Genomic DNA, 25,877 nt, shown 5'->3' on the forward strand with positions numbered 1-25,877 from the left:
GGACCTCGCCGGGGACAACCCTTGTCGTGCGTTCGCAGGGGTCAGGGCGTCAGGCCCCAGAACCGGGCGGTGTGGTGGGTGGAGCAGAGGGTGTCGAGGTAGTAGGTGGCGGTGGTGCCGCACTGGTCCTCGCCGTTGCCGGGGTCGACGGGCAGGCCGTGGCCCATGCCCGCGATGGAGTACTCGGCGACCAGGGTGCTGCCGTGGGCGTCGGCGTAGGTGCGGCGGGTGGTGCCCGCGGGCAGCGTGGTGGTCTCGGTCGGGGTCTGGGACAGGCCGTGGACGTCGGTCCACTGGTCGCGCAGTTCGGTGGCGTTGACCGGGGCGACGGTGGTGTCGGCGGTGCCCTGCCAGATCGCGACCTTCGGCCACGGGCCGCTGTGGCCGGGGGCGGAGGAGCGCACGAGCTCGCCCCACTGCTGCGGTGTCCTGTGCTGGTCGCTGCTCATGCAGCCGAAGGCCTGGGCGACGGTGCGGGCGCACTTGGCGGGTGGTCCGGAGTGCAGTGCGCCGCCCGCGAAGACCTCGGGGTAGCCGGCGAGCAGGTTGGCGGCCATGCCGGCGCCGGCCGACAGTCCGGAGAGGTAGGTGCGGGCGGGGTCGGTGCCGTAGGTGCCGTGGGCGTGGGCGACCATCTGGCGGATTGAGGCGGCTTCGCCGCGGTCGCGGTCGCTGTCGGCGGGTTCGAACCAGTTGAAGCACTGGCGCGGGTTGTTGGCGGCGGGTTGTTCGGCCAGCACCAGCGCGAACTTGTGCTGGTCGGCGTATTCCGGCCATCCGGAGTGGGTGAAGTAGTCGGTGGCGTTCTGGGTGCAGCCGTGCAACAGCACCACCAGCGGCGCGCCGTCGGGCAGCCCGTCGGGCAGGTAGGCGTACATGTTCAGGGCGCCGGGGTTGTCGCCGAAGGACGGCACGGGGGTCAGCGCGGCGCGCGGTACCGCGGTCTGCGCCGGCGCGGGGGTGACCGCGTATGCCGGTGGGGCGGCGGCCAGGGCCAGTCCGCAGGCCAGTGCCGCGAGGAGCCGGCGGTGGCGGCCGAGCGCGGTGGGCGAGGGGAGATGCGGTGTCATCGCGTCCCTTTCGTCGAGCAGAGCCCCCCGGCCGTTGTCACGCTAGAACGCTCGTGCGCGTGGCGGCCATGTGCGCCGGCCCCAGGAAACAGCGGACCGCTGTGGTGGACCGGAACACCGCGGATCTGCGGTGCCGCCGTGGTGCCAGCCGCTCGGCGGGGGTCAGGGCAGCGTGCGTCCGCGCAGGTCTTCGGTGGCGGCGAACTGCGCCACCTCGGTGCCGGCCGAGGCCCGGTGGGGTGTCGTGCGGGTGTCCTCGCGGTGACCGGCACGCCCCGTCCGGTAGCTGGGTTCGCCATGGTGGTGCGGGTTTTTGTGGCCGTGTGCCACATATTCCGGTCGAGCCGATCACATTAGCGTGACCGCCACAGTCGGTGGAGCGAGGCGGAGGAGCGCACGCGATGGATCTCGACGACCGCACGGCACTGGTCACCGGGGGCGGTGCGGGGATCGGCGCGGCCTGCGCCCGGGAACTGGCCGCGGCGGGGGCCGTGGTGCACGTGGTGGACCGCGACGGCGAGTCCGCCCGTGCGGTGGCCGCCGAGATCGGCGGTCACGCCCACGTGACCGACCTGGCCGTGGCCGACCAGCTGCACGGGCTGCCGCGCGAGGTCGACGTGCTGGTCAACAACGCCGGGATGCAGCACATCGCGCCGGTGCACGAGTTCGACCCGGACACCTTCGTGCGGATGCAGCAGGTGATGGTGACCGCCCCGTTCCTGCTGGCCCGCCACTGCCTGCCGCACATGTACCGGCGCGGCTGGGGCCGGGTGGTCAACATCTCCAGCGTCCACGGACTGCGCGCCAGCACCGGCAAGTCGGCCTACGTGGCGGCCAAGCACGGCCTGGAGGGGCTGAGCAAGACCATCGCCCTGGAAGGTGCCGCGCACGGGGTGACCAGCAACTGCGTCAACCCCGGCTACGTCGACACCGCGCTGGTGCGCGACCAGATCGCCGACCAGGCCGCCGCGCACGGCACCGACCCCGCCGACGTCGTCGAGCGGGTGTTGCTGACCCGCCCGGCGATCAAACGCCTCATCGAGCCCCGCGAGGTCGCCGCGGCGGTGAGGTGGCTGTGCGGCCCGCACTCCGGCTACGTCTCCGGCGCGTCCCTGGCCCTGGACGGGGCCTGGAGCAGTTCCTGACCCACCCCTCGTCAGACAGGTGCACGAGATGACCCAGAACCCCGCCGCCACTGCGGCGCAGAACCCGCCGCGCACGTCGATCGCGCGCGTGGTCACAGCCAGCCTCATCGGCACCACCATCGAGTGGTACGACTTCTTCCTCTACGGCTCGGCCGCGGCGCTGGTGTTCAACACGCTGTTCTTCCCCGCCGCCGACCCGGTCACCGGCACGCTGCTGGCCTTGGCGACCTTCGCCATCGGCTTCGTCGCCCGGCCGGTCGGCGGCCTGGTGTTCGGCCACTACGGCGACCGGCTGGGCCGCAAGAAGCTGCTGGTGCTGAGCCTGCTGCTGATGGGCGGCTCGACGGTGGCGATGGGCCTGCTGCCCACCTACGCCACGATCGGAATGGCCGCGCCGCTGCTGCTGACGCTGCTGCGGCTGGTGCAGGGCTTCGCGCTCGGCGGGGAGTGGGGCGGGGCGGTGCTGATCGTCTCCGAACACGGCGACGCCCGCCGCCGCGGGTTCTGGGCCGCGTGGCCGCAGGCCGGCGCTCCGGGCGGCAACCTGCTGGCCACCGCGGTGCTGGCGCTGCTGGCGGCGGTGCAGCCGGAGGCCGACTTCCTGGCGTGGGGCTGGCGGATCCCGTTCCTGCTCTCCGGCGCGCTGGTGCTCATCGGGTTGTGGATCCGCATCAGCATCGCCGAGACCCCGGCGTTCCAGGCCGCCGCCGAGGCCGCCCGCCACCGGCCCGAGCCCGAACGCGCGCCGATCGTGGAGGTGCTGCGCACCCAGTGGCGGCAGGTGCTGATCGCGATGGGCGCGAGGCTGGGGGAGAACGTCTCCTACTACGTCATCACCTCCTTCATCCTGGTCTACCTGACCCAGTCGCTTCAGCTGCCCAAGCAGGTCGCGCTGAACGCGGTGCTCATCGGCTCGCTGGTGCAGTTCTTCGCGCTGCCGCTGTTCGGGGCGCTGTCGGACCGCTTCGGCCGCCGCCGCGTCTACGCGCTGGGGGCGCTGGGCATGGCCGGGTGGGTCTTCGCGTTCTTCGCGCTGCTGGACACCCGTTCGCCGCTGGCGATCATCGTGGCCACGACGGTGGCGCTGGTGCTGCACGCGGCGATGTACGGGCCGCAGGCGGCGTTCTTCTCGGAGCTGTTCTCCACGCGGGTGCGCTACTCGGGGGCGTCGGTGGGCTACCAGCTGGCCTCGATCCTGGCCGGGGGTCTGGCGCCGCTGATCGCGACCGCGCTGCTGGACGCCTTCGGCTCGTCGGTGCCGGTCTCGCTGTACGTGGCGGGCGCAGCGCTGCTGACGGTGGTGGCGCTGGCCGCGGCCGCCGAGACGCGGGGCCGGGCGCTGAGCTCGCCGCGACCGGCCGACGAGCCGGCGGCTCCGTGACACGATGACCGCCGTGACGACAGCGGACTCGGCGATGGCGCACCTGCTGGACCTGCTGGACTCGGGTGCTCCGGTGGAGCGCATCGCCCAGGTCGCGACCTGGGCGGGCGAGTGCGACGGGGTCGAGCAGGCGGTGGAGACCGCGTTGCGCATCCGCGGCAGGCTCTCCCAGCACCACCGCCGCGAGGCGGAGCTGACCGCCCTGTTCGACACCGCCAACGACCTGGCGCTGCTGCGCGACACCGATGCGGTGCTGCGCTCGATCGTGCGCCGTGCCCGCACGCTGCTGCATTCCGACACCGCCTACCTCACGCTCAACGACCCGGAGGCCGATCAGACCTTCATGCGGGTCACCGACGGGTCGACCTCGGCGGTGTTCCAGCAGCTGCGGCTGGGCATGGGCGAGGGCCTGGGCGGGCTGGTCGCCCAGACCGCCCTGCCCTACGCCACCGCCGACTACCCGCGCGACCCGCGCTTCCGCCACACCACCGCGATCGACACCGGCGTCGGCGAGGAGGGCCTGGTGGCCATCCTCGGGGTGCCGCTGCAACTGGGCGGCACGGTGATCGGGGTGATCTTCGCCGCCAACCGCTCGCCGCGGGAGTTCTCCGCCGCCGAGGTGTCGCTGCTGACCTCGCTGGCCAACCACGCCGCGATCGCGCTGGACACCGCCCGGCTGCTGGAGGAGTCGCAGCGGGCGCTGGCCGAGCTCAACCGCGCCAACGACCTCATCCGCGGCCACAGCGACGCGTTGGCCCGCGCCCAGGACGCCCACGACCGACTGACCGACCTCGTGCTGCGCGGCGGTGACGTGCAGCAGGTGGCCACCGCGCTGGGCACGATCCTGGGCGGGGGGATCGTCGTGCACGACGCTGCGGGCGCGGAGCTGGCTCGTGCGGGCAGCGAGGCCCTGGCCCCGTCGGCGGAGCTGCTGGCCGACTCCCGCGCGACCGGGCGCGCGGTGTGCCGGGGCGGGGTGTGGGTGTGCGCGATCCTGGCCGGTCCGGAGCCGCTGGGCGGGATCGCTCTGACCGGGCGCCCGGGGCTGTCGGCGGCCGACCAGCGGTTGTTCGAACGCGCGAGTCTGGTCACCGCGCTGCTGCTGTTGTTGCGCCGCTCGGTGGCCGAGACCGAGGACCGGCTGCGGGGTGAGCTGATCACCGACCTGCTCACCGCGCCCGAGCGCGACCCGGCCGGCCTGGTGGCGCGCGGCAGGCGGCTCGGGGTGGATCTGGCGGCACCGCACCTGGTCGCGGTCGCCCACGCCGACAGCACCAGCCGGCGTCGGCTGACCTCGGCGACCGCGCCGCTGATCCCCACCGCGAGCCTGGCCGGGGTGCACGCCGACGAGGTGGTGCTGCTGGTTCCCGGTGACGATCCGGGCGCGTTGGGCGAGCGGCTGGCCGCCGACCTCGGCGCGGCCCTGGGCTGCGCGGTCACGGTCGGGGCGGCGGGTCCGGCGCGGGGGCCCGCGGCGCTGGAGGCCGCCCACGCCGAGGCGCAGCGCTGCCTGCGGGCACTGCTGGCGCTGGGGCGCGCCGGGCACGGGGCGGCGATGTCGGGGCTGGGGTTCGTCGGCACCCTGCTGGGCGACCGCAGCGACCTGGCGGGCTACGTGCGGGCGACGATCGGCCCGGTGCTGGACTACGACCGGCGGCGCGGGACGCGGCTGGCCGACACGCTGTCGGCCTACTTCGCCTGCGGCGGGAACCTCAGCCGCACCAAGGACAAGCTGCACGTGCACGTCAACACCGTGGTGCAGCGCATGGAACGCATCGCGACGCTGCTGGGTGAGGACTGGCAGCGTCCCGAGCGCGCGCTGGAGATCCAGCTCGCGCTGCACCTGCACACCCTGGTCGGCTAGCGGGGCCGTTCGGCTGGGCTGCCTTGCCGCCCGGGCGTGGTGGCCGCAGGCTGGAGCGGGCTTTTCGTGACAGGGGAGGACGGGACATGGCGGCCGAGTCCGATCTGGAACCCGCGACCCGGCAGCTCGCCGGGCTGGTGCGGGCTGTCAGCGACGAGCAACTGGCCGGGCCGACGCCGTGCCGCGACTACACCGTGGGTGATCTGCTCAGCCACATCGACGACCTGGCGATGGCGTTCACCCTGGCCGCGGCCAAGGATTTCGGCGACGTGCTCGACCGGGCGCCCTCGCCGGACGCGAGCAGGCTGGGCCGGGACTGGCGCGAGCGCATCCCGCGCCGCCTGGACGCGCTGGCGCAGGCCTGGCGCCGGCCGGCGGCGTGGGAGGGCATGACCCGCGCCGGCGGTATCGACCTGCCCGGTGAGGTCGCCGGGCAGGTGGTGGTCGACGAACTGGTGCTGCACGGCTGGGACCTGGCCCGCGCCAGCGGGCAGCCCTTCGACGTCGACCCGGAGCTGCTGCGGGTGTGCGGGGAGTTCGTCGCCGCCATGTCGGCGCCGGGGCAGGAGGAGTCCCGGCAGGGCCTGTTCGGCCCGGTCGTGGAAGTCGGTCGTGACCGGCCGGAGCTGGAGCGGGTGCTGGGGATGGCGGGCCGCGACCCGGACTGGCGACCGGCCTGAGCCGATCACGGCCCTGCCGTACTCGGGCGTCAGCAGCGGCCTGAGCCGGGGATGCCCCGGCGATGCGAAGAACTCCTGCTTGAGCCGCCGCGCATCACTGCTCGGTGTTGGCCTCGCGCAGGGTGCGCATCGCCTCGGCCAGGGCGGCGGCCTGCTCGGTGCCCAGGGGAGCCAGCACCCGGTCGCGCAGGACCTGCGCGCCGGTGGCGCGGGCCTGCTCGGCGACGGTGCGACCGTGGTCGGTGAGCGCGGCGTAGGTGACGCGGCGGTCGGCCGGGCAGGGTTCGCGGCGCAGGAGCCCGGCGGCGGCCATCCGGTCGGCGACCTTGGTGAACCCGCCGCTGCTGAGCGCGGCCTCGCGCGCCAGCCGGGTCATGGGCATGCGGTGGTCGGGGGAGCGCACCAGCCGCAGCAGGATGTCGAAGGCGGCCGGGGTGATCGCGAAGCGGTCGGCGATCGCGCCCATCAGCCGGTCCTGGGTGGCGTGGTAGCCCTCGATGACCAGGCCCCACCAGGTGATGATCTCGTCGTCGCCGGGACGCGGGTCGGTGGTGGCGGCTGCCGGGCTGGTGGCGTCGCTGCTCAAGAGCGTTCTCCTCGCGGTGCGGACTGCGCGCCCAGTGTACACCGCAACCCTTTCCAGGAAACCTCTTGCGAGAAAGAGAACTGGGGCGTAGTGTCTTCCCGGTAAGAGGAAGTCGGGCGGCACACCGGGCTCGGCGACCGAGGAGCCAGCACCGGCCAGTGAAGGAGCGCGCGATGACCATCGCCACCAGCGGCCTGCACCACGTCACCGCGATCGCGGGCGACCCGCAGCGCAACGCCGACTTCTACCTGCGCACCCTCGGACTGCGCATGGTCAAGACCACCGTCAACTTCGACGACCCCGGCACCTACCACCTCTACTACGGCGACGAGGCGGGCCGCCCCGGCTCGCTCATCACCTTCTTCCCCTGGAAGGGCGCACCCGCCGGACGCCGCGGCACCGGACAGGCCACCACCACCGCCTTCTCGGTCCCCGAACAGTCGCTGGGCTGGTGGAAGCAGCACCTCGACACCCTCGGCGTGGACACCACCGAGATCGCCGAACGCGACGGCGAGCGGGCGCTGGGCTTCCGCGACCCCGACGGACTCGCGATCAGCCTCGTCGCCCACCCCCAGGGCGATCCCCGCGCACCGTGGGACAACGGCATCGTGCCCGCCGAGCACGGAATCCGGGGCCTGCACTCGGTGACCCTGTCGGTCTCCGCCGAGGACGCCACCGTCGCGATGCTCGCCGACCTCGGACTGCGCCCCCACGAGCAGCACGACAACCGACTGCGCTTCGCCGCGGGCGAAGGCGGCCCCGGCGCGTTCGTCGACGTCCTGGTCACCCCCGGTGCGCAGCCCGGACTCGTGGCCGCCGGCACCGTGCACCACGTCGCCTGGCGCGCCCCCGACGAGACCACCCAGGCCACCTGGCGCGCCGAACTGGCCGACCAGGGCGTCGGCGTCACCTCCGTGCTGGACCGCCAGTACTTCCGCTCGATCTACTTCCGCGAACCCGGCGGCACCCTGCTGGAGATCGCCACCGACAAACCCGGCTTCACCGCCGACGAACCCCTGCTGGAACTCGGCCGCGCGCTGAAGCTGCCGCCGTGGCTGGAACCCAACCGCGAGCAGATCCAGGCCACCCTGCCCCAGCTCGACCTACCCGACGAGAACAACCCCGAACTCGCCCAGCGACTCGCGGAGAACCGATGAACACCCCATCCCTGCACCACAAGTTCATCGACGACGAACCCGGCAAGCCCGTGCTCCTGCTGCTGCACGGCACCGGCGGCGGCCCCGACGACCTGCTCGACCTCGCCGCGCACCTCAGCCCCGGCTCACCCGTGCTGGCCCCAGCGGGACCGGTCAGCGAGAACGGCATGGCCCGCTGGTTCCGCCGCCTGCGCGAAGGCGTCTTCGACCACGACGACGTCATCGCCCGCGCCGGCCAGCTCGCCGACTTCGTCCTGGCCGCCCGCGACCACTACGGCCTGCACCAGCGCCGCCTGGTCGCCGTCGGGTTCTCCAACGGCGCCAACATCGCCGCCGCCACCGCCCTGCTGCGCCCCGACGCGCTGCGCGAGGCCGCCGCCTTCGCCGCCATGCTCCCGCTGCCGGACCCGCCCGACCACGACCTCACCGGCACCCGCGTCCTGCTCTCCAACGGACAACAGGACCCGATGGCACCCCTGCCATCGGCCGAGGCGCTCGTCGATACCCTCCAGCGCCGCAACGCCGAGGTCACCACGCACCGCCATCCGGGTGGACACCAGATCACCGCGGATGCGATCGAGACGGCGAAGAACTGGCTGGCCGCACCAGCCGAACGCACCTGAGCACGCCCACCCACCGGACCCGCCAGGCCCCATGCCCACCGGCATGGGGCCTTCTGTCCTATTCCACCGAGCCAGGACCACGCCCGCCGCTACGCCTTTCACCGCAACCCGCCTCGAATAAGTACCCATACGTACCGATACACGGATTGTTCGGCTTCCCACCGCCCGCAAAAGTGATCTGCATTACCGCCGCGACCAGCAAACCCCCGACCGCGGCGGTGGCTCCACAAACCCCATCCCCGCACGGGGAAAGGGGTTCACCCGAAGCCAAGGAGCAGAGGAATGAGAGCAGGCAGAAGCCGCTTCACCGCGTTGTGCCTGGGCGCGGTCGCCACCACCGTCCTGGCCGCCGGCACCGCCACCGCGAGCCAGGACACCCTCGGCGAGATCCGCAACGCCGGCCAGGCAGGCACCGTCGCCGGCCAGTACATCGTCGCCCTCACCGGCCCCGCCTCGCCGTCGGCGACGGCCGAAGCCGCGGTCAGCGCCCAGGCCCAAGGCCTGGCCGACCGCTACGGGGCCACGGTGCGCGACGTCTACTCGGCCTCCTTCCGGGGCTTCGCCGTCAACGCCACCGAACAGCAGGCCCGCCGCATGGCCGCCGACCCCCACGTCCGCTACGTCGAGGCCGACGGCATCGCCCACGTCGCAGGCACCCAGCAGAACCCGCCGTCGTGGGGCCTGGACCGCATCGACGGCCGCCGCGACAGCGCCTACACCTACCCCAACGACGGCGCCGGGGCCACCGCCTACGTGCTCGACACCGGCGTCGACCTGCGCCACACCAGCTTCGAAGGCCGCGCCCGCTCCGGGCACGACTTCATCGACAACGACAGCGACGCCTCCGACTGCCAGGGCCACGGCACCCACGTCGCGGGCACCATCGCCAGCCGCGAGTACGGCGTGGCCAAGAAGGCGGACATCGTCTCGGTGCGGGTGCTCAACTGCCAGGGCTCGGGCCAGTGGTCCCAGGTCATCGGCGGCATCGACTGGGTCGCCCAGAACGCCGAGGCCCCCGCGGTGGCCAACATGAGCCTGGGCGGCGGCGCCAGCCAGTCCGTCGACGACGCCGTCCGCGGCGCCATCCGGGCCGGCGTCAGCTTCGCGCTGGCCGCGGGCAACGACAACCGCGACGCGTGCAACACCAGCCCGGCCCGCGTCGCCGAGGCGATCACCGTCGGCTCCACCGACTCCTCCGACCGCCGCTCCAGCTTCTCCAACTACGGCCGCTGCCTGGACCTGTTCGCACCCGGCAGCAACATCACCTCCACCCGCAACGGCGGCGGCTCCACCTCGATGAGCGGCACCTCGATGGCCACCCCGCACGTGGCCGGCGCGGCCGCCATCCACCTGGCCGCCCACCCCAGCGCCACGCCGCAGCAGGTCCGCGACGCCCTCGTGCGCGGCGGCCAGCAGGGAGTGGTGACCAGCCCGGGCAGCGGATCGCCCAACGTGCTGCTCAACGTCACCCAGCTCGGCCGGTGACGACCACCCGCTGAACCACCTGGCGGCACACACCGTGGCCTACCCGGCTCCCCGGGTAGGCCACGGTGTGTGCCGCGTCCACGAGCTGGCCCACGGCCTGATCGACCTGCTCGAGCAGACCCGACTCCGGGCAGGGGAGAGGGGCCCCAACCCCGAACACGCAGCACTGACCCATCCACCGTCCACTGTGTCCAGGCAGCCGGACCGCGAGACGATGGGGAAAGGGGAGCGGCTGAGGTCCACGGCCTTGGGGAACATCGGTACAGCCGTTGCCGCTGAGAACGATCATGGTCAGCTAGCACACCGGTTGAGGGCTCCGCCGGGGTTCGCGGAAAGATCGCCGGGCAGGTAGCGGCGCTGGCTACGGTCCCCTCGTGCCGGTGGAGTTCTGACTGATGAGCAGGCCGAGGCGTACGGGAAGTTCGCCGAGGAGCCGACCCGCCCCGAGCTGGAACGGTTCTTCTTCCTGGACGATGCGGACCGGGATCTGATCGCGCTACGGCGCTCAAAGCATCAGGAGCCGATCGGATCAATCCGTGACGGGCAGGCACTCGGCGAGCAGAGCGACGACGTCACGCCAGGCCCGCTGTGCGTGCCGTGGGTGGTAGCCGACGCCGGGACGCACGGTGTGGTCGACCGGTGGATGGTGGAAGGCGTGAAGGGCTCCCCCGTAAACCACGAGGCGCCAGTCGACGCCCGCAGCCTGCATCTCCGCGGTGAACGCGTCCCGTTGGGCGGGCGGCATCATCGGGTCCTCCGACCCGACCCCGGCCCATACCGGGCAGCGAATGCGTGCCGCCTCGCCCGGTCGGCCCGTGGTGAGTGCGTTGACCGTCCCAATCGCGCGCAAATCGACACCATCGCGACCGAGTTCCAGTGCGACCGCACCCCCAGTGCCGTAGCCGACGGCGGCGATCCGGTCGGGGTCGGCCCGTGGTTCGGCACGCAACACGTCGAGCGCGGCGTGACCGATTCCTCGCATCCGGTCGGGGTCGGTGAGCAGCGGCATGCAACGGGCCAACATTTCCTCTGGGTCTTCCAAATAGCGTCCACCGTGGAGGTCGAAAGCCAGCGCCACGTACCCCACCTCGGCCAGAGCCTCGGCCCGGCGGCGCTCGACATCGCTGAGACCCACCCCCTCGGGTCCGATCAGGACCGCGGGTCGGCGCTCGGCACCGGCCGGGAGCGCGAGGTATCCGATCATCGTCAGGTTGTCGGCCGGGTATTCGACCGTACGGGTTGTGACCGTCGTCATGCGACTGGACGGTAATGCATTCGGGGAGAATCGGACCGGATTCTGGCGCTACGCGAGAAGGGCTTGCATTCGGTACCTGGGTACCGCAGCCAGGGGCAGGGCATGTACGTGATGAAGACCTTTATCACGTACATGAGCGATCATGGTGGCGGGCCGGGTGTTCGCGCTGTCCCCGATGGGCAGGTGAGTGGTGGCGTCGCAGTCGTAGGAGCCGACCCAAACGATTACGAGAGATCGAAGGGGGCGGGGGAGTGGCCTTCCCAGATCTGGCGGGATGCCTGTTCGGGGTAGGGCAGACTCTTCGACTCGGTGTCCAGGACGCGGGTGAGGTGCCCGCCGGGCCGGTGGGCGGACCAGCCCGCGTCGCCGGTGGTGACGAAGCGGACCCATGCTTCCTGGAGTTCGCGGGAGAGCGCGACGGCCTCGGGAGTGGGCTCCACGCCGATGAGCTGGGTGCCGACGGGGCTGTCCAACGTGCCGAACGCCAGGGGCACGTCGAGGCTGTGGCAGGCGCCCAGGATGCCGCCGAGGGCCGGGGCAACCCAGCACAGTTCGAACAGGTACGAGGTGCCGCCGACTGCGGCGTTCGCCTCGGCCAGCTTCTGTGACGGCATGCGGAAGAGGGCGTCGGAGTACACCGTCTCCACCAGCTCCTCCGGTCCTGCCTGCGGGAACGCGGCACGGTAGGCCCGCGCGCCGTCCGGCTGCGGGGCGTGCAGTTCCAGGGCTGCGTGGGCGTCCTGCTCGGTGAAGGTGCCGTACCGTCCGCTCATGACGCTGAAGTACCGGAATTCGTCCCGGGTGTGGCCGACGAGCAGTTCGGTCCCGCTCGCGCGCGCGCCGGTCAGCGCGGGCCAGGGCGTTTCCGGGAGGACCTCGCCGTCGACGACGGGGCACAGCGCGGTGCCGGTGTCCGTGAGGCGTCCCCAGCTCTCCCTATGCGCGTGGAGGCCGGCGTTGAAGAAGGTGAGCTCGGCGGCCAGGTGCCATGGGTCGATGTCGCGCAGGGCCTCGGCGGTGGGGGCCGCCGCGCCGAGCCGATTCGCGAACGCGGCGGTGACCTGCCGTGCCAGCGCGGGGGTGCTGTGCAGCCCCGGCACCGAATGGGCGATGGCCCGCCGGAACAGGCCGCGCGCGGACTTCATCGTCAGCAGGGCGGCGACCGAGCCCGCCCCGGCGGACACCCCGCCCACGGTGACCCGGCCGGGGTCGCCTCCGAAGGCGGCGATGTTGCGCTGCACCCACTCCAGCGCCGCGATCTGGTCGAGAAATCCGCGGTTGGGCGGCGCGTCGTCGAGGAATGCGAATCCCTCCGCACCCACGCGGCAGTTGATGGTCACCACGACGACTCCCGCCTCGGCCAGCGCTGCCGGGTCGTACATCGGGTCGCTCGACGCCGCCGAGAGGTAGCCGCCCACGGGGATCCACACCAGCACCGGCAGTCCCGCCGCGCCGGGATCCGGAGTGCCGACGTTGAGCGTCAGCCAGTCGGTGCCCTGCGGGGGCACGTCGATCGGCAGGGACAGCGGCACCACGGGGCCGAACTCGACCGCCTGCCTCGTCCCCTCCCAGCGGTGCGGCGGCGCGGGCGCGGCGAAGCGGAGCGCTCCGACCGGCGGCTGGGCGTAGGGGATGCCGCGGAACACCGCGTGCCTCTGCCGCCGGCGCCCCTGCACCACGCCTTCCGTGGTCCGTACCTTTGGCTGTTCGGACATGACGAGTCCTTCCCTCGAGTGGACCCCAGGATTATGGGTCAGGTGTATTATGTCAACTGTATTGGAACAGTCCCGGGGTACGAGGGAGGGGCCGGCGATGCCGAAACAGGTGGATCACCGCGGACGCCGCGAAGCGATCGCCCGCGCACTGTGGCGGGTGGTGGAGCAGCGCGGCGTCACACAGCTGACGATGCGCGTGGTGGCGCAGGAGGCGGGCATGTCACTCGGGCAGCTGCAGCACTACTTCGCCTCCCGGACCGCCATGCTCTCCTTCGCCATGGACTTCGCGTCCGAGCAGACCTCGGTGCGCATACACCAGGGACTCGAAAAGCTCGGTGACCGTCCGCACCCCCGTGACGTGCTGCGACTGACGCTCGCGGAAATGCTCCCCCTGCATGCCGACGCCCGCGCGACCAGCCGGATGAGCGCCGCCTACGTCCTGGAGGCGCTGCACGACGAGGCCGTGCACGAGCAGGCGCGCCGCGGCCTCGTCCAAGGGCGGGCCCTCGTCGAGCGGCTGGTCCACCAGGCGATCGCCGACGGGCACATCGACTCCGGCCGCGACCCGGCGACCGAGACCAACCTGCTCCTCGCCCTCACCGGCTTCACCTCCCTGATCGAACTCGACGTGATCGAGCCCCAGGACGCGCTCGCCGCGATCGACGTGCATCTGGACCGGCTGTTCAGGAGTAGGTGACCTGCTCCCGGACACAGGGGCAGGTGGGACAAGATCAGCTCTAGTCCGGCCGCTCCCCGGCCTGGTGCCATCTGACCGGCCACCTCTACCTCGGCACCGCGCCCGGCAACGACCGTCCCATCTACGCCCTGAGCGTCCGCGCCGACGCCCGCCGTACCGAGCCCCATGCATCGTGGCGGTCAACCACCGACTGACCCTCACCCAGCTCCATGTTCGCGCGGCCTCCTGATCAGTTCCCTGAACTGACGCTCAGCCGCTCTCGTGGGCGCCGTCGTGGAAGGGACGCAAACCCCCGGCCACATCAGCTCGGGAGAAGGCGTAGCGCCCAGGAAGTTGATGTGGTCGTACTGGATCGGCGACAGCCGCGCGCACATCTCATCGGTGACCGGGAACCCCTGCTGGCGCAGGTGCTTGACAGCAGCATCCAGGTACAGGCTGTTCCACCAGATGACCGCGTTCAACGCCAGACCCAGACTGCCCAGCTGATCCTCCAAACCTTGCCCTTGCCCGCGACCACGGCGCCATCCGCACGGCTGTCGCCGACCTCCTGCCCGAGCACACGGCCGCCGACCCGGACGCCCCGCCCCAGAACTACCGGTCACCCTCGACATGCCGGGCAAGGTCGCCGACTTCCTCCGTGCCGCCGACCTGGAGCCCGCAGAGCGGGCCGCGCTCGGCCAAGGGACGACCGTTCGGCGCGGCCAGGGCTACACCCTGCGCGTCACCGCCGTCCCGGCCGTGCACCGTCAGCTCCTCGCTCGCTGCCAGCCGCTCGACGGCGGCCGGGGCGTCCCGGCTGTTCCGGCCCAGCGCAAGGCCCGCCGCGGGTACGAGCACCGCGTCAGCACACTCGCGCCGATCGGACCATGATCAATCTCAGCGCACCGCTGTACCGATGTTCCCCGAGGCCGGCCCAGTCCTCCCGCACCTCCCGGCGCAAGCCCGCGGCGTCACGGCGCCGCTCCGGCAGCAGCCGCGAGAAGACCGCCAGCCGCGAGAAGATCCAGAAGAGGGCCTGACCTGCCCGTACTCAACGATCTAGAAAAACTAGCTGAAAACCTAATGGCTCTAGGTTTAGGTTGTCTCCGCTGACCAACCAGCAACACCCCGAGCGGAGAAACCCACCATGACCGCGTTCACGACCGGCACCCTGCCGGTACCCGGCGCCACGCTGCACCACGAAACATGCGGAACCGGCCCGCTGTTGCTGCTCATCCCCGGCGGATCCGCCGACGCCGCCATCTTCGGCGGCATCGCCACCCACCTGGCGGACCGCTACACCGTCCTCAGCTACGACCCCCGCGGCTTCTCCCGCAGCCACCTCCACACTCCGGTCGGCGACCAGCAGGTGCAGACCCACAGCGACGACGCCCACCACCTCCTCGACGCACTGCTCCCGCCGGGCGAGACCGCACACGTCCTCGGCACCAGCTCCGGCGCCTTCGTCGCACTCGACCTGCTCACCCGGCACCCCGACCGGCTGGGCACCGTCATCGCCCACGAACCACCCGCGGTCGAAATCCTGCCCGACGCCGCACAGCACCGAGCGATGTTCGCCCACGTCCGCCAGACCTACCGCGACCAGGGCACCGCACCGGCAATGGCCGCCCTCGCCGCAGGTCTCGCCCCAATAGACCGCCAACCCGCCGAGCAGGAAATCCCACCCGACGCCGGACTACCAGTCCAACGCGACGCGATGCTCACCCGCATGCACGCCAACCTGCCCCTGTTCCTGGAACACATCCTGTGCCCGTTCACCGCCTACACCCCAGACCTGCCCACCCTGCGATCCCGCGCCCACCAACTCGTCCTCGCCGCCGGACAGCACTCCCGCAACGAGCTCCCGCACCGCACCGCGACATCGCTCGCACACCACCTCGGCACCGAACCCGTCGAGTTCCCGGGCGGACACATCGGCGTTTCCGAACAACCCGTGCCCTTCGCCGACCGGCTGAGGGAGACGCTCGATGCAGCCGAAACCCGCCGACCCGACGACCACCACAGGACCACTCAACCCACCAACGGATAGCGCAAACCCGCATCCGCCTGCTCCGGCGGCCAGACCACCACCCGCACACCGTCCTGCCACTGCACGGTCAACACCTGATGCCCCACCTGCTGCCCGGACTCCGGAGACAACCGGAAACGCCCGAACAACGTCGTGCAGTCCAACGCCCGCGCAGCCTCGGCCAACGCCCCGTCATCAGCACCACCCGCATCGCGCAGGCAACGCAACGCCACAACACCCGCCGCGAACGCCTGAGCAGCGGGGTAGGGCGGCTCACCGCCCGCCAACCCGCGATAAGCGGCAACGAACTCCCGCGCACCAGGTCCCTCGTCCGGGCGCGGCGCCGTCGCGGGCAACCACTGGGCCGGCCCGAGCAGTCCCTCGCGGCCGGCACCCAGTCCCGCCAGCACCTCCTCGACCCCAGCACCGACGAAACCCACCGCAGACCATCCGCCCTGCCCCAACCCCCGGGCGACGGCAACCTCCTCGTCGAACCGCCCGACCACCAGCAGCACATCACCACCAGGCGGTTCGGCGGGAAGCACGGCACGCTCGACCACGAAACCCAGCCGCCCCGCCTCCTGCTCGGCCCCGGCCGCCACACCACGACCGAACCCAGTCGCACAGTGCAGAAGCACCACCCGCCGCGCACCGCGATCAGCACGCCGAACCGCCCGCAACGCACCGTGGAAATAGCTCGCCGCGGGCGCAAGCACGTTGACCACGTTCGGCCTCGGCTCCAGACGAGCCCCACCGTGGTTCCACACCAGACGAGACGTCGCCGACACCACCGCGGCCGCCGGGCCACTGCCATACGGCCCGAACAACAAATCCGGCCGCGACCGCTCAGCCGACCGCACCGCCATCCGCGCATCGGGATGCGCGTCGACGACCTCCAGATCCACCCCATCGGCACCGGAGAACCGCTCCGCCCAGACCCGCAACGCCATCGCTGTCGCCCGGCCGAACCCGGCCAACGGCCCCGACAACGGCGTCACGAGAGCAGCCCGCACGCTCACCGCCACCCAACCCCCGCGCTACCCGGCACTCAGTGGTGGGTGACGTCCTTGTTCTCCATCGCACCCCACCCGTGCCAGCGCTCCACCTCGATCCACGCGCTGACACGCTTGCGGTCACGCACGGGGTAGGGCTTGCCGAAGTAGCGATGAGCCAACCGGTCGATATCGGCCAGCTCCGGGTCGTCCACCATCTCCACCACCCGGCCCTGCAGGCTCACATGGGTGTGCCAGTCATCGGAATCAAGCACGGTCAGCGTGACCCGCGGCTCGCGCCGCAAATACTCCAGCCGTTTGCGCCCCTCATCCATGTTGACCAGCACCCGGCCGTTCTCCCACAGGTACCAGGTCGCCACCGACACCGGCTGCCCATCCGGCCGGACGGTCGCGATCGTCGCCGGATTCGCCTTGTCCAGCAACCGGCCGACTTCCTCGGGCACAGGTGGCTTGGCCATCACCAGACCTCCTCATCGCACGTCGACACCGGACAACGCCCGGCGAAACCACATCCAGGTCAACTACCGGACCCGTCCACCAACACGTAATCACCCGGCAGCGGCTCACCCGCCGGGTACGACTCCAACATCTCCCGGATCCCCGCCGCAATCCGCTGCCGCGCCTCGACGGTCATCCCCGAACAGTGGATCGTCATCGCGTGCCTCGGATCGAACGTGGTGTGCCTGAAGTTGCCGTACGTCGAACTCCTTGAGCCGCAACGCCGTACGCGCTCCGATCATGCCCACAGCACTCCGGGCTCCTCGCGAACGCTCTCGCCGGGATAGGAGACGCAGACGACCTTCACCTGTGATTCTCTCGTCGGACGTGGGGGACCAGTGCCGTCAACCGCCCGCCGATTACCCGGCGGCGCACAGGCAGAAACCCCCGACGGTGGGCTGGCCCAACTGTCCTTGAACGTCGCCGCGACACGGGTCAGTGGGGAGAAAAGTCGACCGCCCAGGGGAGTGGTGCACGAGTGGGCGGCCTGGCAACACATCGTGTGCGGTGAGGCAGGAGAGCGTCGAGCGTGCGACGGAGAAGAAGCGGCGCCGCACGGTCGGAGCGGGCCGAGAGAGCCAGGGCGATTCGACTAGTGCGGATCGGCGTGGACTCCGCTGACGATGTTTGATGGATAATCTGCATTATCCATCAAATGGAGAAAGGTCTCCGAAGGAGTGTAGCGACCACTCCCGGGGGATGGCGTTGAATCGCCACCCTTGCCGCCAGCTCGGTGCGCCCTTGTGGCGCGTTCCGGCGTGCTGCTTTGGGATCGTCGTCGCCGTGGCACGGTCCGGAGCGGTCGCGGCCCGGACGAGCGCTTCGCCCAGGCTGGTATCAACATCAACTTCGACGTGTCGTGTCCGCGTCGAAGCTCTTGCGCACCAAGGGAAACCGCCCCGGATATCCCTGCTCCAATACGTCACAGTGACGTTAATGGGCGGTCGGCCGGGTCGTCAGACCTGCATGGGGAAGCTGGCCACAGGTCGGACTCCGAGGTCGCGCTGCCGTCGCATGGTGACTGCCCGGACCGCTCGGCGCCGGCGCTCGGATCACGGCATCCGTCGTTCGTCGCCGGCCGGTGCGAACGTCGCGTCGACATTCGGCAGGCAGCGCGGCGGCCCGCGCGTCGCGCCGATGCAAATGCTGCGAGCGACGACGACACGGCGGCCGGCCGGCCACTCTCCGGGATGTTTCAGCAGATCGTCAGAGTGCCGATAATGTACATTATGTTAAGTAACTCGTTCGGTCACTCCCTCGGCCCTTGCCCCTGCTGTCCCTATGCGCTGTCCTATGCCGACCAGGCGTTGCTGGCCAATACGGTGCGGGCATATCGGGCCGACTGGGCTGGGTGGAGTGCGTGGTGTGAGCCGCAAGGTTGTTCGCCATTGCCCGCGGATCCCCGGAGGTGGCGGTGTTCTTGACTGAGGCGGCTGCTGACGCTATCCCTCCCCTGTCTCGCCGGATGGCCAATCCGCAAAGAGGTGGGCGTATGTCACAGCGACACTGTCCCGCCGGCTGACCACCATCACCCGGGTTTCATGAGGCGCGTGGGCGCCTATCCCCTGTTCACCGTCTCTTGTGGCCTGCTCGGGGCGACAAGGCTCTTATGCTGCCGGAGCAGGGCCGGTTGAGGCACGAGTGATCAGCGGAGCCGGCAGGAGGACCGAGTTCTCCGTGGACCTGCGACCTTGCAGGCTGTCGTGCAGCAACCTCCATCCCACGCGGCCGAGTTCGACGCGAGGGCTGTTCGTCGTCGACTGCGTCGTAGCTGGTTTCGATGGTGCCGTCGGACTCGACGCGGGTGGCCTGGGTTCCGAGGACTCGGCTGCTGGTCTCGATTCCGCGCCAGCGGTCTTGTCATGCCAGACCGGACCCGGACAGTTGCTGGCGCGGTCCGGCCCAGGGGCACATCGACATGGCGCGGTTCGTCGAGCTGTCGCGCCGGGCGGGATATCAATGCCTGATCGAGGTCGAGGTGCTCAGCGACCACTGGTGGTCCCAGCCGCCCGAGCAGGTCGCGCAGGCCGCCGCGGCTGCGCTGGCCGCCATCCCGGAGTCCACGCCGATCGCCGGCTGACCGACGGACCCACCACCACCACCATCGTCGCGGCACCGGCACGCCGGCCTGGGCACACGGCCCGCCGCAGACCAACGACGTTTCGAGGAAGCACACGTCATGCACACACCTCAGATCCTCACCGCCCGCCGAGCGGCCGACCTGATCAACGACGGTGACGTGATCACCGTCAGCTCGTCGTCCGGGCTGGGATGCCCGGACGCCGTGCTGGCCGGTCTCGGTGAGCACTTCGCCGAGACCGCCGGCCCCCGTAAGCAGGAGTGGCTCTACTTCCAGGCCATCACCCCGAACGTGGCCATCATCCGCGCCACCACCGCCGACGAGCACGGCAACCTGACCTTCGAGGACGAAGCCTCCCCACCCGGGGCCCTCGACCTCGCCTACGCGGCGCACAACAACGGAGGCGTGGTCATCGCCCAGGTCAAGCGCCTGGCCCAGGGCGGCAGCCTCGCTCCGCAGTCGGTGCGGGTGCCCGGCATCCTCGTCGACGCCCTGGTCGTGGTCCCCCACCAGCTCCAGACCACCCAGACCGTCTACGACCCGGCCATCTCCGGGCAGCTACGCCGTCCGCTGTCCGCACTCGATCCGGTGCCGTTCTCGCCGGAGAAGGTCACCGCGCGGCGCGCGACCCGCGAGCTGCGCTCCGGCGAGATCGTCAACCTCGGGTTCGGGATCTCGGCACTCGTGCCGCACGTCCTGGTCGAGGAGGGCCTGGCCGGCTCGGTCAGCTGGGTGATCGAACAGGGCGCGGTCGATGGGGTGCCGTTGCTCGACTTCGTCTTCGGGGTCGCTCAGAACCCCGACGCGATCATGCAGAGCAGCGACCAGTTCACGCTGCTGCAGGGCGGCGGTTTCCACCGCACCATGCTGTCGTTCCTCGAGATCGACGCCAACGGCTCGGTGAACGTCCACCACCTGCCCAAGCGGCGCCACGTCACGGCGGGAGTCGGCGGGTTCGCCGACATCGTCTCCTGCGCATCGGAGATCGTGTTCCTCGGCTCGTTCACCGCCGGGCGCCGCGATATCGGCATCGCCGACGGGGCACTGCAGATCCGCGAGGACGGCTCCCACACCAAGTTCGTGAAGAAGGTGAGCTCCCCGACCTTCTCCGGACGCCGAGCCGTGGACAACGGCCAGAAGGTCACCTACGTGACGGAGCGAGCCGTGCTGGAGCTGCGACCCTCGCCGCCGCCGCACCGCACGCGCGCGTCGCTGCCCTCATCAACGGTGCGACCGCCCCGACCGCCCAGGAGCGCCGATGACCGGCCGAATCGACACCTCAACCGCTGTGGAACCGACCTCGACGAACGGGGCGGTGACCCTTGCTCACAGCCACGAGGGGCTGGTCGCGACCCTCACGATCGATCGGCCCGCGAAGCTCAATGCCCTGACCCTGGAGATGCTCGACGAGCTGGAACGCCGGCTCGGCGAGCTCGCGGTGTCGTCCGCGCGCGTCGTCCTGGTACGCACCGGCGGCACCAAGGTCTTCTGCGTCGGCGCCGACATCAGCGCGTTCTCCCAGCTCTCCCCCGCCGACATGTGGCGTCGCTGGATCAGTGACGGGCACCGGGTGTTCGACCGGCTCGCCCGACTGCGCCAGCCGACCATCGCCGTCGTCGACGGGTTGGCCGTGGGCGGCGGCCTGGAACTCGCACTCGCCTGCGACATGCGCCTGGCCGGCCGCAACGCCGGATTCGGCCTACCCGAGGTCGGACTCGGCACGAACCCCGGCTGGGGAGGAACCGAGCGCCTCACCCAGCTCGTCGGAGCCTCTCGGGCCAAGCAGCTGATTCTCACCCGCCGCCAGATCGACGCCACCACTGCCGAGAAGTGGGGGCTGGTCAACGACGTCGCCGCCGACGAACTCGACACCGAGGTCGAACGGTACGTCAGCGACCTGCTCGGGTCCGCGCCGATCGCCCAGCAGGTGGCCAAACAACTCGTCGACGCTGCGGCGGCGGGCGCCCCCTCAGCCATCGTCGAGGGGATCGCCAGCGGCTTCACTTCCTGCACAGACGACTTCGCCGGGGGAATCCGGGCATTCACAAACAAGTCGGTTCCGGATTTCCGGGGCCGGTAGCCCTGCCGAGACCAACCCGCGGGATCGCCTCGCCGAGCAGCCGTTCGACGGGGCGATTCAGGCAGTCCGGCTGACGCCCCGCTGGCACCGCCGCGCCCGCGCTGCGCGGCGCACTCTCCCGCTGGTTCGGCGAATGCGTCCGGACGTGTGGCACGATCCCGCGTGTGACCAGCAGACCCGCTGCCGACCAGCGTCTGAGCGACCTGGCGCGGCTGCGTCGTGTCCGGGACCGGATCGACCGGGAGCACGCGCAACCGCTGGACGTCGAGGCGCTCTCCCGCGGCGTGAACATGTCGGCGGGGCACCTCAGCCGCCAGTTCCGGATCGCTTACGGAGAGTCGCCGTATTCGTATCTGATGACGCGGCGAATCGAGCGTGCGATGGCGCTGTTGCGCCGTGGCGACCTCAGCGTCACCGAGGTCTGCTTCGCGGTCGGCTGCGCGTCGCTGGGCACCTTCAGCAGTCGTTTCACCGAGCTGGTCGGTGTGCCGCCCAGTGTCTACCGGCGTGACGCTGTGGGTGCGACGGCGGGGATGCCGTCGTGCATGTCGAAGCAGGTGACCAGACCGGTCAGGAATCGAGAAGCCCGGTCAGCGGGCCGGACCTAGTGTGTCCGTCATGGACATCACCATTCACGCGAGCTTCCTCCCGCACGACGACGCGGACGCGGCTCTGGCGTTCTACCGCGACATCCTCGGTTTCGAGGTCCGCAAGCACGTCGAGTACGGCGGGATGCACTGGATCACGGTCGGTCCGCCGGGGCAGCCGGGCACGTCCGTCGTCCTGCACCCGCCGGCGGTCGACCCCGGTATCACCGATGATGAGCGCCGCACGATCGTCGAGATGATGGCGAAGGGGACCTACGCGGGCATTCTGCTGGCTACCAAGGACCTCGATGGCATGTTCGAGCGGGTGCAGGCCGGCAGTGCCGAGGTCGTCCAGGAGCCTGCCGAGCAGCCGTACGGTGTGCGTGACTGCGCGGTCCGCGATCCCGCGGGCAATCTGCTGCGAATCCAGGAGCTGCGCTGAGTCGACCCGCGGAACCGCGGGGGTTACCGGACATACTGCTCGAATCTGGTCGGATCGGGCCACGCGATGCAGGCGGGGCCGTGGACGCGGCCTCGCCGCACAAGATGGAGAGACGATGAGCAAGGCCATGAGGACCGACGAGCAGTCGCCTGTGCTGCACGCTGCTGACAGCCACGATCTGATCAGCGTTCGGGGCGCCCGCGAGAACAACCTGAAGGACGTCAGCGTCGAGCTCCCGAAGCGGCGGCTGACGGTGTTCACCGGTGTCTCGGGCTCGGGCAAGAGCTCGCTGGTGTTCGACACGATCGCCGCGGAGTCGCAGCGGATGATCAACGAGACCTACAGCGCGTTCCTGCAGGGGTTCATGCCGACGCTGGCGCGGCCCGAGGTTGACGTGCTGGAGGGGCTGACGACGGCGATCATCGTCGACCAGCAGCGGATGGGTGCTGATCCTCGGTCGACGGTCGGTACCGCCACCGACGCCAACGCCATGCTGCGCATCCTCTTCAGCCGGCTCGGGCAGCCGCACGTCGGTTCGCCGAACGCGTTCTCCTTCAACGTCCCGTCGGTCCGGGCCAGTGGTGCGATCACGGTCGAGCGGGGTGCGGCCAGGACCGTGAAGCAGACGTTCACCCGCACCGGCGGCATGTGTCCGCGGTGCGAGGGCCGGGGTGTGGTTTCCGACATCGACCTGACCCAGCTCTACGACGACTCCAAGTCGATCGCGGAGGGGGCGTTCACGATTCCGGGGTGGAAGTCCGACAGCTTCTGGACCGTGCGGGTCTACGCCGAGTCGGGGCTGCTGGATCCGCACAAGCCGATTCGGGACTTCACGAAGAAGGAGATGCGGGACTTCCTGTACCGGGAGCCGACGAAGGTGAAGGTCGAGGGGGTGAACCTCACCTTCGAGGGGCTGATTCCCAAGATCCAGAAGTCGTTCCTGTCCAAGGACAAGGAGGCGATGCAGCCGCACATCCGGGCGTTCGTGGAGCGGGCGGTGACCTTCGCTGAGTGCCCGGACTGCGGTGGGACCCGGCTCAGCGAGGCGGCCAGGTCGTCGAAGATCGGCGGGGTGAACATCGCCGACGTCTGTGCGATGCAGATCAACGACCTGGCGGAGTGGGTGCGGGGGTTGCGGGAGCCGTCGGTCGCGCCGCTGCTGGCGGCGTTGGGGCACACGCTCGACTCGTTCGTGGAGATCGGGCTGGGGTATCTGAGCCTCGATCGGCCCGCGGGGACGTTGTCGGGTGGTGAGGCTCAGCGCACCAAGATGATCCGGCACCTCGGTTCGTCGCTCACCGACACGACCTACGTGTTCGACGAGCCCACCACGGGCCTGCACCCGCATGACATCCAGCGGATGAACGATCTGTTGCTGCGGTTGCGGGACAAGGGCAACACGGTGCTGGTCGTGGAGCACGAGCCGGAGACGATCGCGATCGCGGACCACGTCGTGGACCTCGGTCCTGGTGCCGGTGCGGCGGGTGGTGCCGTGTGCTTCGAGGGGACCGTCGAGGGGTTGCGGGCCAGCGGCACCGTCACCGGTCGCCATCTGGACGATCGGGCGGTTCTCAAGGGGGCGGTGCGCACGCCTGGCGGGGCGCTGGAGATCCGTGGTGCGTCGACGCACAACCTGCGCGATGTCGATGTCGACATTCCGCTCGGGGTGCTTGTCGTCGTCACCGGTGTGGCCGGGTCGGGCAAGAGTTCGCTGGTGCAGGGGTCGCTGTGCCGGCAGTCGGGGGCCGCGGGTGAGGGTGTGGTGTCGATCGACCAGACCGCGATCCGCGGCTCGCGGCGGAGCAACCCGGCGACCTACACCGGGCTGCTCGACCCGATCCGCAAGGCGTTCGCGAAGGCCAACGGGGTGAAGCCGGGGTTGTTCAGCGCCAATTCCGAGGGGGCCTGCCCGAACTGCAACGGCGCGGGTGTGGTCTACACCGATCTGGGGATGATGGCCGGCGTCTCCACCACGTGCGAGGAGTGCGAGGGCAAGCGGTTCGAGTCGTCGGTGCTGGAGCACCACCTGGGCGGTCGCGACATCAGTGAGGTGCTGGCGATGTCGGTGGACGAGGCGGTGGAGTTCTTCGGTGGCGGTGAGGCGCGCACGCCTGCGGCGCACCGCATCCTCGCAAGGCTGGCTGATGTCGGGCTGGGTTACCTCAGCCTCGGCCAGCCGCTCACGACGTTGTCCGGTGGTGAGCGGCAGCGGCTCAAGCTGGCGACCCACATGGGTGACAAGGGCGGGGTGTACGTGCTGGACGAGCCGACGACCGGCCTGCACCTGGCCGACGTCGAGCAGTTGCTCGGTCTGCTGGACCGGCTCGTGGACTCGGGCAAGTCGGTGATCGTCATCGAGCACCACCAGGCGGTCATGGCGCACGCGGACTGGATCATCGACCTCGGGCCCGGTGCTGGTCACGATGGTGGGCGGATCGTTTTCGAGGGCACGCCCGCCGATCTCGTCGCGGCCCGTTCCACTCTGACCGGCCAGCACCTCGCGGCTTACGTGGGCGCGTGAGGGGCCGCTGCCCTGTTCGGTCTGCCGGATGAGCACCGTCTCGGGCTTGTCGTCGGGGCCGGTGGTGAGCAGGATCGGTTGTGGCGTGCCGGTGCTGATGTGGTGGTGGGGTCGTTGCGGGAGATCTCGGTCGGTGGTGTGCAGCCGGGGGCGCGGCCGATGTCGGAGGTGCCCGATGCGCTGGAGCAGTGGGACGAGCTCGCTGCCCGGCTGCGGCGGGGGCGGGTGGTCCTGCTGTTCGACTTCGACGGCACCCTCGCCCCGATCGGCGATGTCCCGGGTGAGGTGGCGTTGCCGGTGCGCACTCGGGAGGTCCTGGAGGAGCTCGTCCGCCACTGCCCTGCCGGTGTGCTGAGCGGGCGGGATCTCGACGACGTGCGTGGCCGGGTCGGCATCGGTGAGCTGTGGTACGCCGGGAGTCACGGGTTCGAGATCGCCGGGCCCGCGGACCAGGTCTTCGCGCATCCGGCGGGTGAGGCGGCGCTGGGTGACCTGGACGAGGCGCAGCGGCGGGTGTCGCAGAGCCTGTCCGGGGTGCCGGGTGTGCTGGTCGATCGCAAGCGGTTCGGGTTGGCGGTGCACTACCGGATGGTCGAGCCGGGGATGGCCGATCACGTGGTGTCGGTGGTGCGCGGGGTCGGTGCGGAGCTGACGCATCTGAGGATCACGCAGGGGCGGCTCGTGGCGGAGTTGCTGCCGGATGTGGACTGGCACAAGGGCCGTGCGCTGAGCTGGTTGCTGGATGAGTTGGGCGCGGTGGGTGAAGAGGGGTTCGTGCCGGTGTTCGTGGGTGATGACTTCACCGACGAGGACGCGCTGCGCGTCGTCAGCGAGATCGGTGTGGGTGTGGTGGTGCGCAGCGGTGAGCACGGTGACCGGCCGACGTGGGCGCACTACGCGGTGGCCGGGCCGGAGTCGCTGGGTGCGTTGCTGGGCCGGGTCGTGGAGCTGGTGCGCGGGTCCGCGCGGTAGCGGGTGACACCATCGGGT

23 protein-coding genes and 1 pseudogene are annotated in these 25,877 nt (G+C 70.7%); 17 read left to right on the forward strand and 7 right to left on the reverse strand.

What is annotated here, in order from left to right; all coding sequences use genetic code 11:
* Window positions 1-41: 41 nt before the first annotated feature.
* Window positions 42-1,070, reverse strand: coding sequence for an extracellular catalytic domain type 1 short-chain-length polyhydroxyalkanoate depolymerase (locus tag HUO13_RS20345; protein ID WP_211896712.1), 1,029 nt, complete (start codon window positions 1,068-1,070; stop codon window positions 42-44).
* 401 nt (window positions 1,071-1,471) lie between these two features.
* Between HUO13_RS20345 and HUO13_RS20350 the strand changes: the two genes are divergently transcribed.
* From HUO13_RS20350 to HUO13_RS20365, 4 genes are all read left to right on the forward strand, one after another.
* Complete coding sequence (locus HUO13_RS20350; protein WP_211896713.1) at window positions 1,472-2,215, forward strand: SDR family NAD(P)-dependent oxidoreductase; 744 nt, start codon at window positions 1,472-1,474, stop codon at window positions 2,213-2,215.
* Between the two features lie 28 nt (window positions 2,216-2,243).
* Window positions 2,244-3,596: an MFS transporter gene (locus HUO13_RS20355; RefSeq protein ID WP_211896714.1), complete on the forward strand. Its 1,353-nt coding sequence runs from the start codon at window positions 2,244-2,246 to the stop codon at window positions 3,594-3,596.
* A gap of 4 nt (window positions 3,597-3,600) precedes the next feature.
* On the forward strand, window positions 3,601-5,460 hold the full coding sequence (locus tag HUO13_RS20360; RefSeq protein ID WP_211896715.1) for a helix-turn-helix domain-containing protein: 1,860 nt from the start codon (window positions 3,601-3,603) through the stop codon (window positions 5,458-5,460).
* Window positions 5,461-5,546: 86 nt separating this feature from the next.
* Window positions 5,547-6,140, forward strand: coding sequence for a TIGR03086 family metal-binding protein (locus HUO13_RS20365; protein ID WP_211896716.1), 594 nt, complete (start codon window positions 5,547-5,549; stop codon window positions 6,138-6,140).
* A 94-nt stretch (window positions 6,141-6,234) separates the two neighbouring features.
* Here HUO13_RS20365 and HUO13_RS20370 read toward each other — a convergent pair whose 3' ends face one another.
* Window positions 6,235-6,726, reverse strand: a complete 492-nt coding sequence (locus HUO13_RS20370; RefSeq protein WP_211896717.1) for a MarR family winged helix-turn-helix transcriptional regulator — start codon at window positions 6,724-6,726, stop codon at window positions 6,235-6,237.
* 173 nt (window positions 6,727-6,899) lie between these two features.
* On the opposite strand from HUO13_RS20370, the gene HUO13_RS20375 reads away from it, so the two are divergent.
* The 3 genes from HUO13_RS20375 to HUO13_RS20385 all read left to right on the forward strand — a co-directional run bounded on the left by HUO13_RS20375 (window position 6,900) and on the right by HUO13_RS20385 (window position 9,991).
* Entirely contained in the window at window positions 6,900-7,883 is a 984-nt protein-coding gene (locus HUO13_RS20375; protein WP_211896718.1) for a ring-cleaving dioxygenase, read from the forward strand.
* Entirely contained in the window at window positions 7,880-8,506 is a 627-nt protein-coding gene (locus tag HUO13_RS20380; RefSeq protein WP_211896719.1) for an alpha/beta hydrolase, read from the forward strand. Before HUO13_RS20375 ends, HUO13_RS20380 begins: the two co-directional genes overlap by 4 nt.
* A 282-nt stretch (window positions 8,507-8,788) precedes the next feature.
* Window positions 8,789-9,991 carry a S8 family peptidase gene (locus HUO13_RS20385; RefSeq protein WP_249123892.1) on the forward strand — a complete coding sequence of 401 codons (1,203 nt, stop codon included), beginning with the start codon at window positions 8,789-8,791 and terminating at the stop codon, window positions 9,989-9,991.
* Between the two features lie 529 nt (window positions 9,992-10,520).
* Here the strand turns inward: HUO13_RS20385 and HUO13_RS20395 are convergent.
* Window positions 10,521-11,246, reverse strand: coding sequence for a dienelactone hydrolase family protein (locus HUO13_RS20395; RefSeq protein ID WP_211896720.1), 726 nt, complete (start codon window positions 11,244-11,246; stop codon window positions 10,521-10,523).
* Between the two features lie 224 nt (window positions 11,247-11,470).
* Window positions 11,471-12,961 (reverse strand): carboxylesterase/lipase family protein, encoded by a 1,491-nt coding sequence (locus HUO13_RS20400; protein WP_211896721.1) that lies wholly within the window; start codon window positions 12,959-12,961, stop codon window positions 11,471-11,473.
* Between the two features lie 97 nt (window positions 12,962-13,058).
* On the opposite strand from HUO13_RS20400, the gene HUO13_RS20405 reads away from it, so the two are divergent.
* The gene (locus tag HUO13_RS20405; protein WP_211896722.1) at window positions 13,059-13,658 is read left to right on the forward strand and encodes a TetR/AcrR family transcriptional regulator; all 600 of its coding nucleotides are present in this window, start codon (window positions 13,059-13,061) and stop codon (window positions 13,656-13,658) included.
* Between the two features lie 197 nt (window positions 13,659-13,855).
* On the opposite strand, the gene HUO13_RS20410 is transcribed toward HUO13_RS20405, so the two are convergent.
* Complete coding sequence (locus tag HUO13_RS20410) at window positions 13,856-14,152, reverse strand: Tn3 family transposase (RefSeq protein ID WP_211896723.1); 297 nt, start codon at window positions 14,150-14,152, stop codon at window positions 13,856-13,858.
* A gap of 115 nt (window positions 14,153-14,267) precedes the next feature.
* Here HUO13_RS20410 and HUO13_RS20415 point away from each other — a divergent pair, with 115 nt between their 5' ends.
* A complete protein-coding gene (locus tag HUO13_RS20415; protein ID WP_211896724.1) occupies window positions 14,268-14,528 on the forward strand; it encodes a hypothetical protein in 261 nt (86 codons plus the stop codon).
* 256 nt (window positions 14,529-14,784) lie between these two features.
* Window positions 14,785-15,687: an alpha/beta fold hydrolase gene (locus HUO13_RS20420; RefSeq protein ID WP_211896725.1), complete on the forward strand. Its 903-nt coding sequence runs from the start codon at window positions 14,785-14,787 to the stop codon at window positions 15,685-15,687.
* Here the strand turns inward: HUO13_RS20420 and HUO13_RS20425 are convergent.
* Together HUO13_RS20425 and HUO13_RS20430 are read right to left on the reverse strand one after the other, a co-directional pair.
* Window positions 15,669-16,691: an ABC transporter substrate-binding protein gene (locus HUO13_RS20425; protein ID WP_211896726.1), complete on the reverse strand. Its 1,023-nt coding sequence runs from the start codon at window positions 16,689-16,691 to the stop codon at window positions 15,669-15,671. The genes HUO13_RS20420 and HUO13_RS20425 overlap by 19 nt on opposite strands.
* A gap of 23 nt (window positions 16,692-16,714) precedes the next feature.
* Window positions 16,715-17,137 (reverse strand): PPOX class F420-dependent oxidoreductase, encoded by a 423-nt coding sequence (locus tag HUO13_RS20430; RefSeq protein ID WP_211903017.1) that lies wholly within the window; start codon window positions 17,135-17,137, stop codon window positions 16,715-16,717.
* Between the two features lie 1,958 nt (window positions 17,138-19,095).
* Between HUO13_RS20430 and HUO13_RS20435 the strand changes: the two genes are divergently transcribed.
* The 7 genes and pseudogenes from HUO13_RS20435 (at window position 19,096) to otsB (ending at window position 25,859) form a co-directional block, all read left to right on the forward strand.
* A complete protein-coding gene (locus HUO13_RS20435; RefSeq protein ID WP_211896727.1) occupies window positions 19,096-19,257 on the forward strand; it encodes a hypothetical protein in 162 nt (53 codons plus the stop codon).
* 99 nt (window positions 19,258-19,356) lie between these two features.
* Window positions 19,357-19,746: pseudogene (locus tag HUO13_RS37575) on the forward strand (CoA-transferase); the annotation flags it as partial.
* Window positions 19,747-20,656: 910 nt separating this feature from the next.
* A complete protein-coding gene (locus tag HUO13_RS20440; RefSeq protein ID WP_249123893.1) occupies window positions 20,657-21,337 on the forward strand; it encodes an enoyl-CoA hydratase/isomerase family protein in 681 nt (226 codons plus the stop codon).
* A 164-nt stretch (window positions 21,338-21,501) separates the two neighbouring features.
* The gene (locus tag HUO13_RS20445) at window positions 21,502-21,945 is read left to right on the forward strand and encodes a helix-turn-helix transcriptional regulator (protein WP_211896729.1); all 444 of its coding nucleotides are present in this window, start codon (window positions 21,502-21,504) and stop codon (window positions 21,943-21,945) included.
* 10 nt (window positions 21,946-21,955) lie between these two features.
* Entirely contained in the window at window positions 21,956-22,366 is a 411-nt protein-coding gene (locus HUO13_RS20450) for a VOC family protein (RefSeq protein WP_211896730.1), read from the forward strand.
* A 115-nt stretch (window positions 22,367-22,481) separates the two neighbouring features.
* Window positions 22,482-24,887: an ATP-binding cassette domain-containing protein gene (locus HUO13_RS20455; RefSeq protein WP_211896731.1), complete on the forward strand. Its 2,406-nt coding sequence runs from the start codon at window positions 22,482-22,484 to the stop codon at window positions 24,885-24,887.
* 114 nt (window positions 24,888-25,001) lie between these two features.
* Complete coding sequence (gene otsB / locus HUO13_RS20460; RefSeq protein ID WP_211896732.1) at window positions 25,002-25,859, forward strand: trehalose-phosphatase; 858 nt, start codon at window positions 25,002-25,004, stop codon at window positions 25,857-25,859.
* Window positions 25,860-25,877 lie beyond the last annotated feature (18 nt).

This window comes from Saccharopolyspora erythraea, from assembly GCF_018141105.1.
Classification (GTDB): Bacteria; Actinomycetota; Actinomycetes; order Mycobacteriales; family Pseudonocardiaceae; genus Saccharopolyspora_D; species Saccharopolyspora_D erythraea_A.

Coding starts and splice junctions, on each gene's coding strand:
- HUO13_RS20345 (WP_211896712.1), bottom strand. CDS start 1,070: ATGACACCGCATCTCCCCTCGCCCACCGCGCTCGGCCGCCACCGCCGG.
- HUO13_RS20350 (WP_211896713.1), top strand. CDS start 1,472: ATGGATCTCGACGACCGCACGGCACTGGTCACCGGGGGCGGTGCGGGG.
- HUO13_RS20355 (WP_211896714.1), top strand. CDS start 2,244: ATGACCCAGAACCCCGCCGCCACTGCGGCGCAGAACCCGCCGCGCACG.
- HUO13_RS20360 (WP_211896715.1), top strand. CDS start 3,601: ATGACCGCCGTGACGACAGCGGACTCGGCGATGGCGCACCTGCTGGAC.
- HUO13_RS20365 (WP_211896716.1), top strand. CDS start 5,547: ATGGCGGCCGAGTCCGATCTGGAACCCGCGACCCGGCAGCTCGCCGGG.
- HUO13_RS20375 (WP_211896718.1), top strand. CDS start 6,900: ATGACCATCGCCACCAGCGGCCTGCACCACGTCACCGCGATCGCGGGC.
- HUO13_RS20380 (WP_211896719.1), top strand. CDS start 7,880: ATGAACACCCCATCCCTGCACCACAAGTTCATCGACGACGAACCCGGC.
- HUO13_RS20385 (WP_249123892.1), top strand. CDS start 8,789: ATGAGAGCAGGCAGAAGCCGCTTCACCGCGTTGTGCCTGGGCGCGGTC.
- HUO13_RS20395 (WP_211896720.1), bottom strand. CDS start 11,246: ATGACGACGGTCACAACCCGTACGGTCGAATACCCGGCCGACAACCTG.
- HUO13_RS20400 (WP_211896721.1), bottom strand. CDS start 12,961: ATGTCCGAACAGCCAAAGGTACGGACCACGGAAGGCGTGGTGCAGGGG.
- HUO13_RS20405 (WP_211896722.1), top strand. CDS start 13,059: ATGCCGAAACAGGTGGATCACCGCGGACGCCGCGAAGCGATCGCCCGC.
- HUO13_RS20415 (WP_211896724.1), top strand. CDS start 14,268: ATGCCGGGCAAGGTCGCCGACTTCCTCCGTGCCGCCGACCTGGAGCCC.
- HUO13_RS20420 (WP_211896725.1), top strand. CDS start 14,785: ATGACCGCGTTCACGACCGGCACCCTGCCGGTACCCGGCGCCACGCTG.
- HUO13_RS20430 (WP_211903017.1), bottom strand. CDS start 17,137: ATGGCCAAGCCACCTGTGCCCGAGGAAGTCGGCCGGTTGCTGGACAAG.
- HUO13_RS20435 (WP_211896727.1), top strand. CDS start 19,096: ATGGCGCGGTTCGTCGAGCTGTCGCGCCGGGCGGGATATCAATGCCTG.
- HUO13_RS20440 (WP_249123893.1), top strand. CDS start 20,657: ATGCTCGACGAGCTGGAACGCCGGCTCGGCGAGCTCGCGGTGTCGTCC.
- HUO13_RS20450 (WP_211896730.1), top strand. CDS start 21,956: ATGGACATCACCATTCACGCGAGCTTCCTCCCGCACGACGACGCGGAC.
- HUO13_RS20455 (WP_211896731.1), top strand. CDS start 22,482: ATGAGCAAGGCCATGAGGACCGACGAGCAGTCGCCTGTGCTGCACGCT.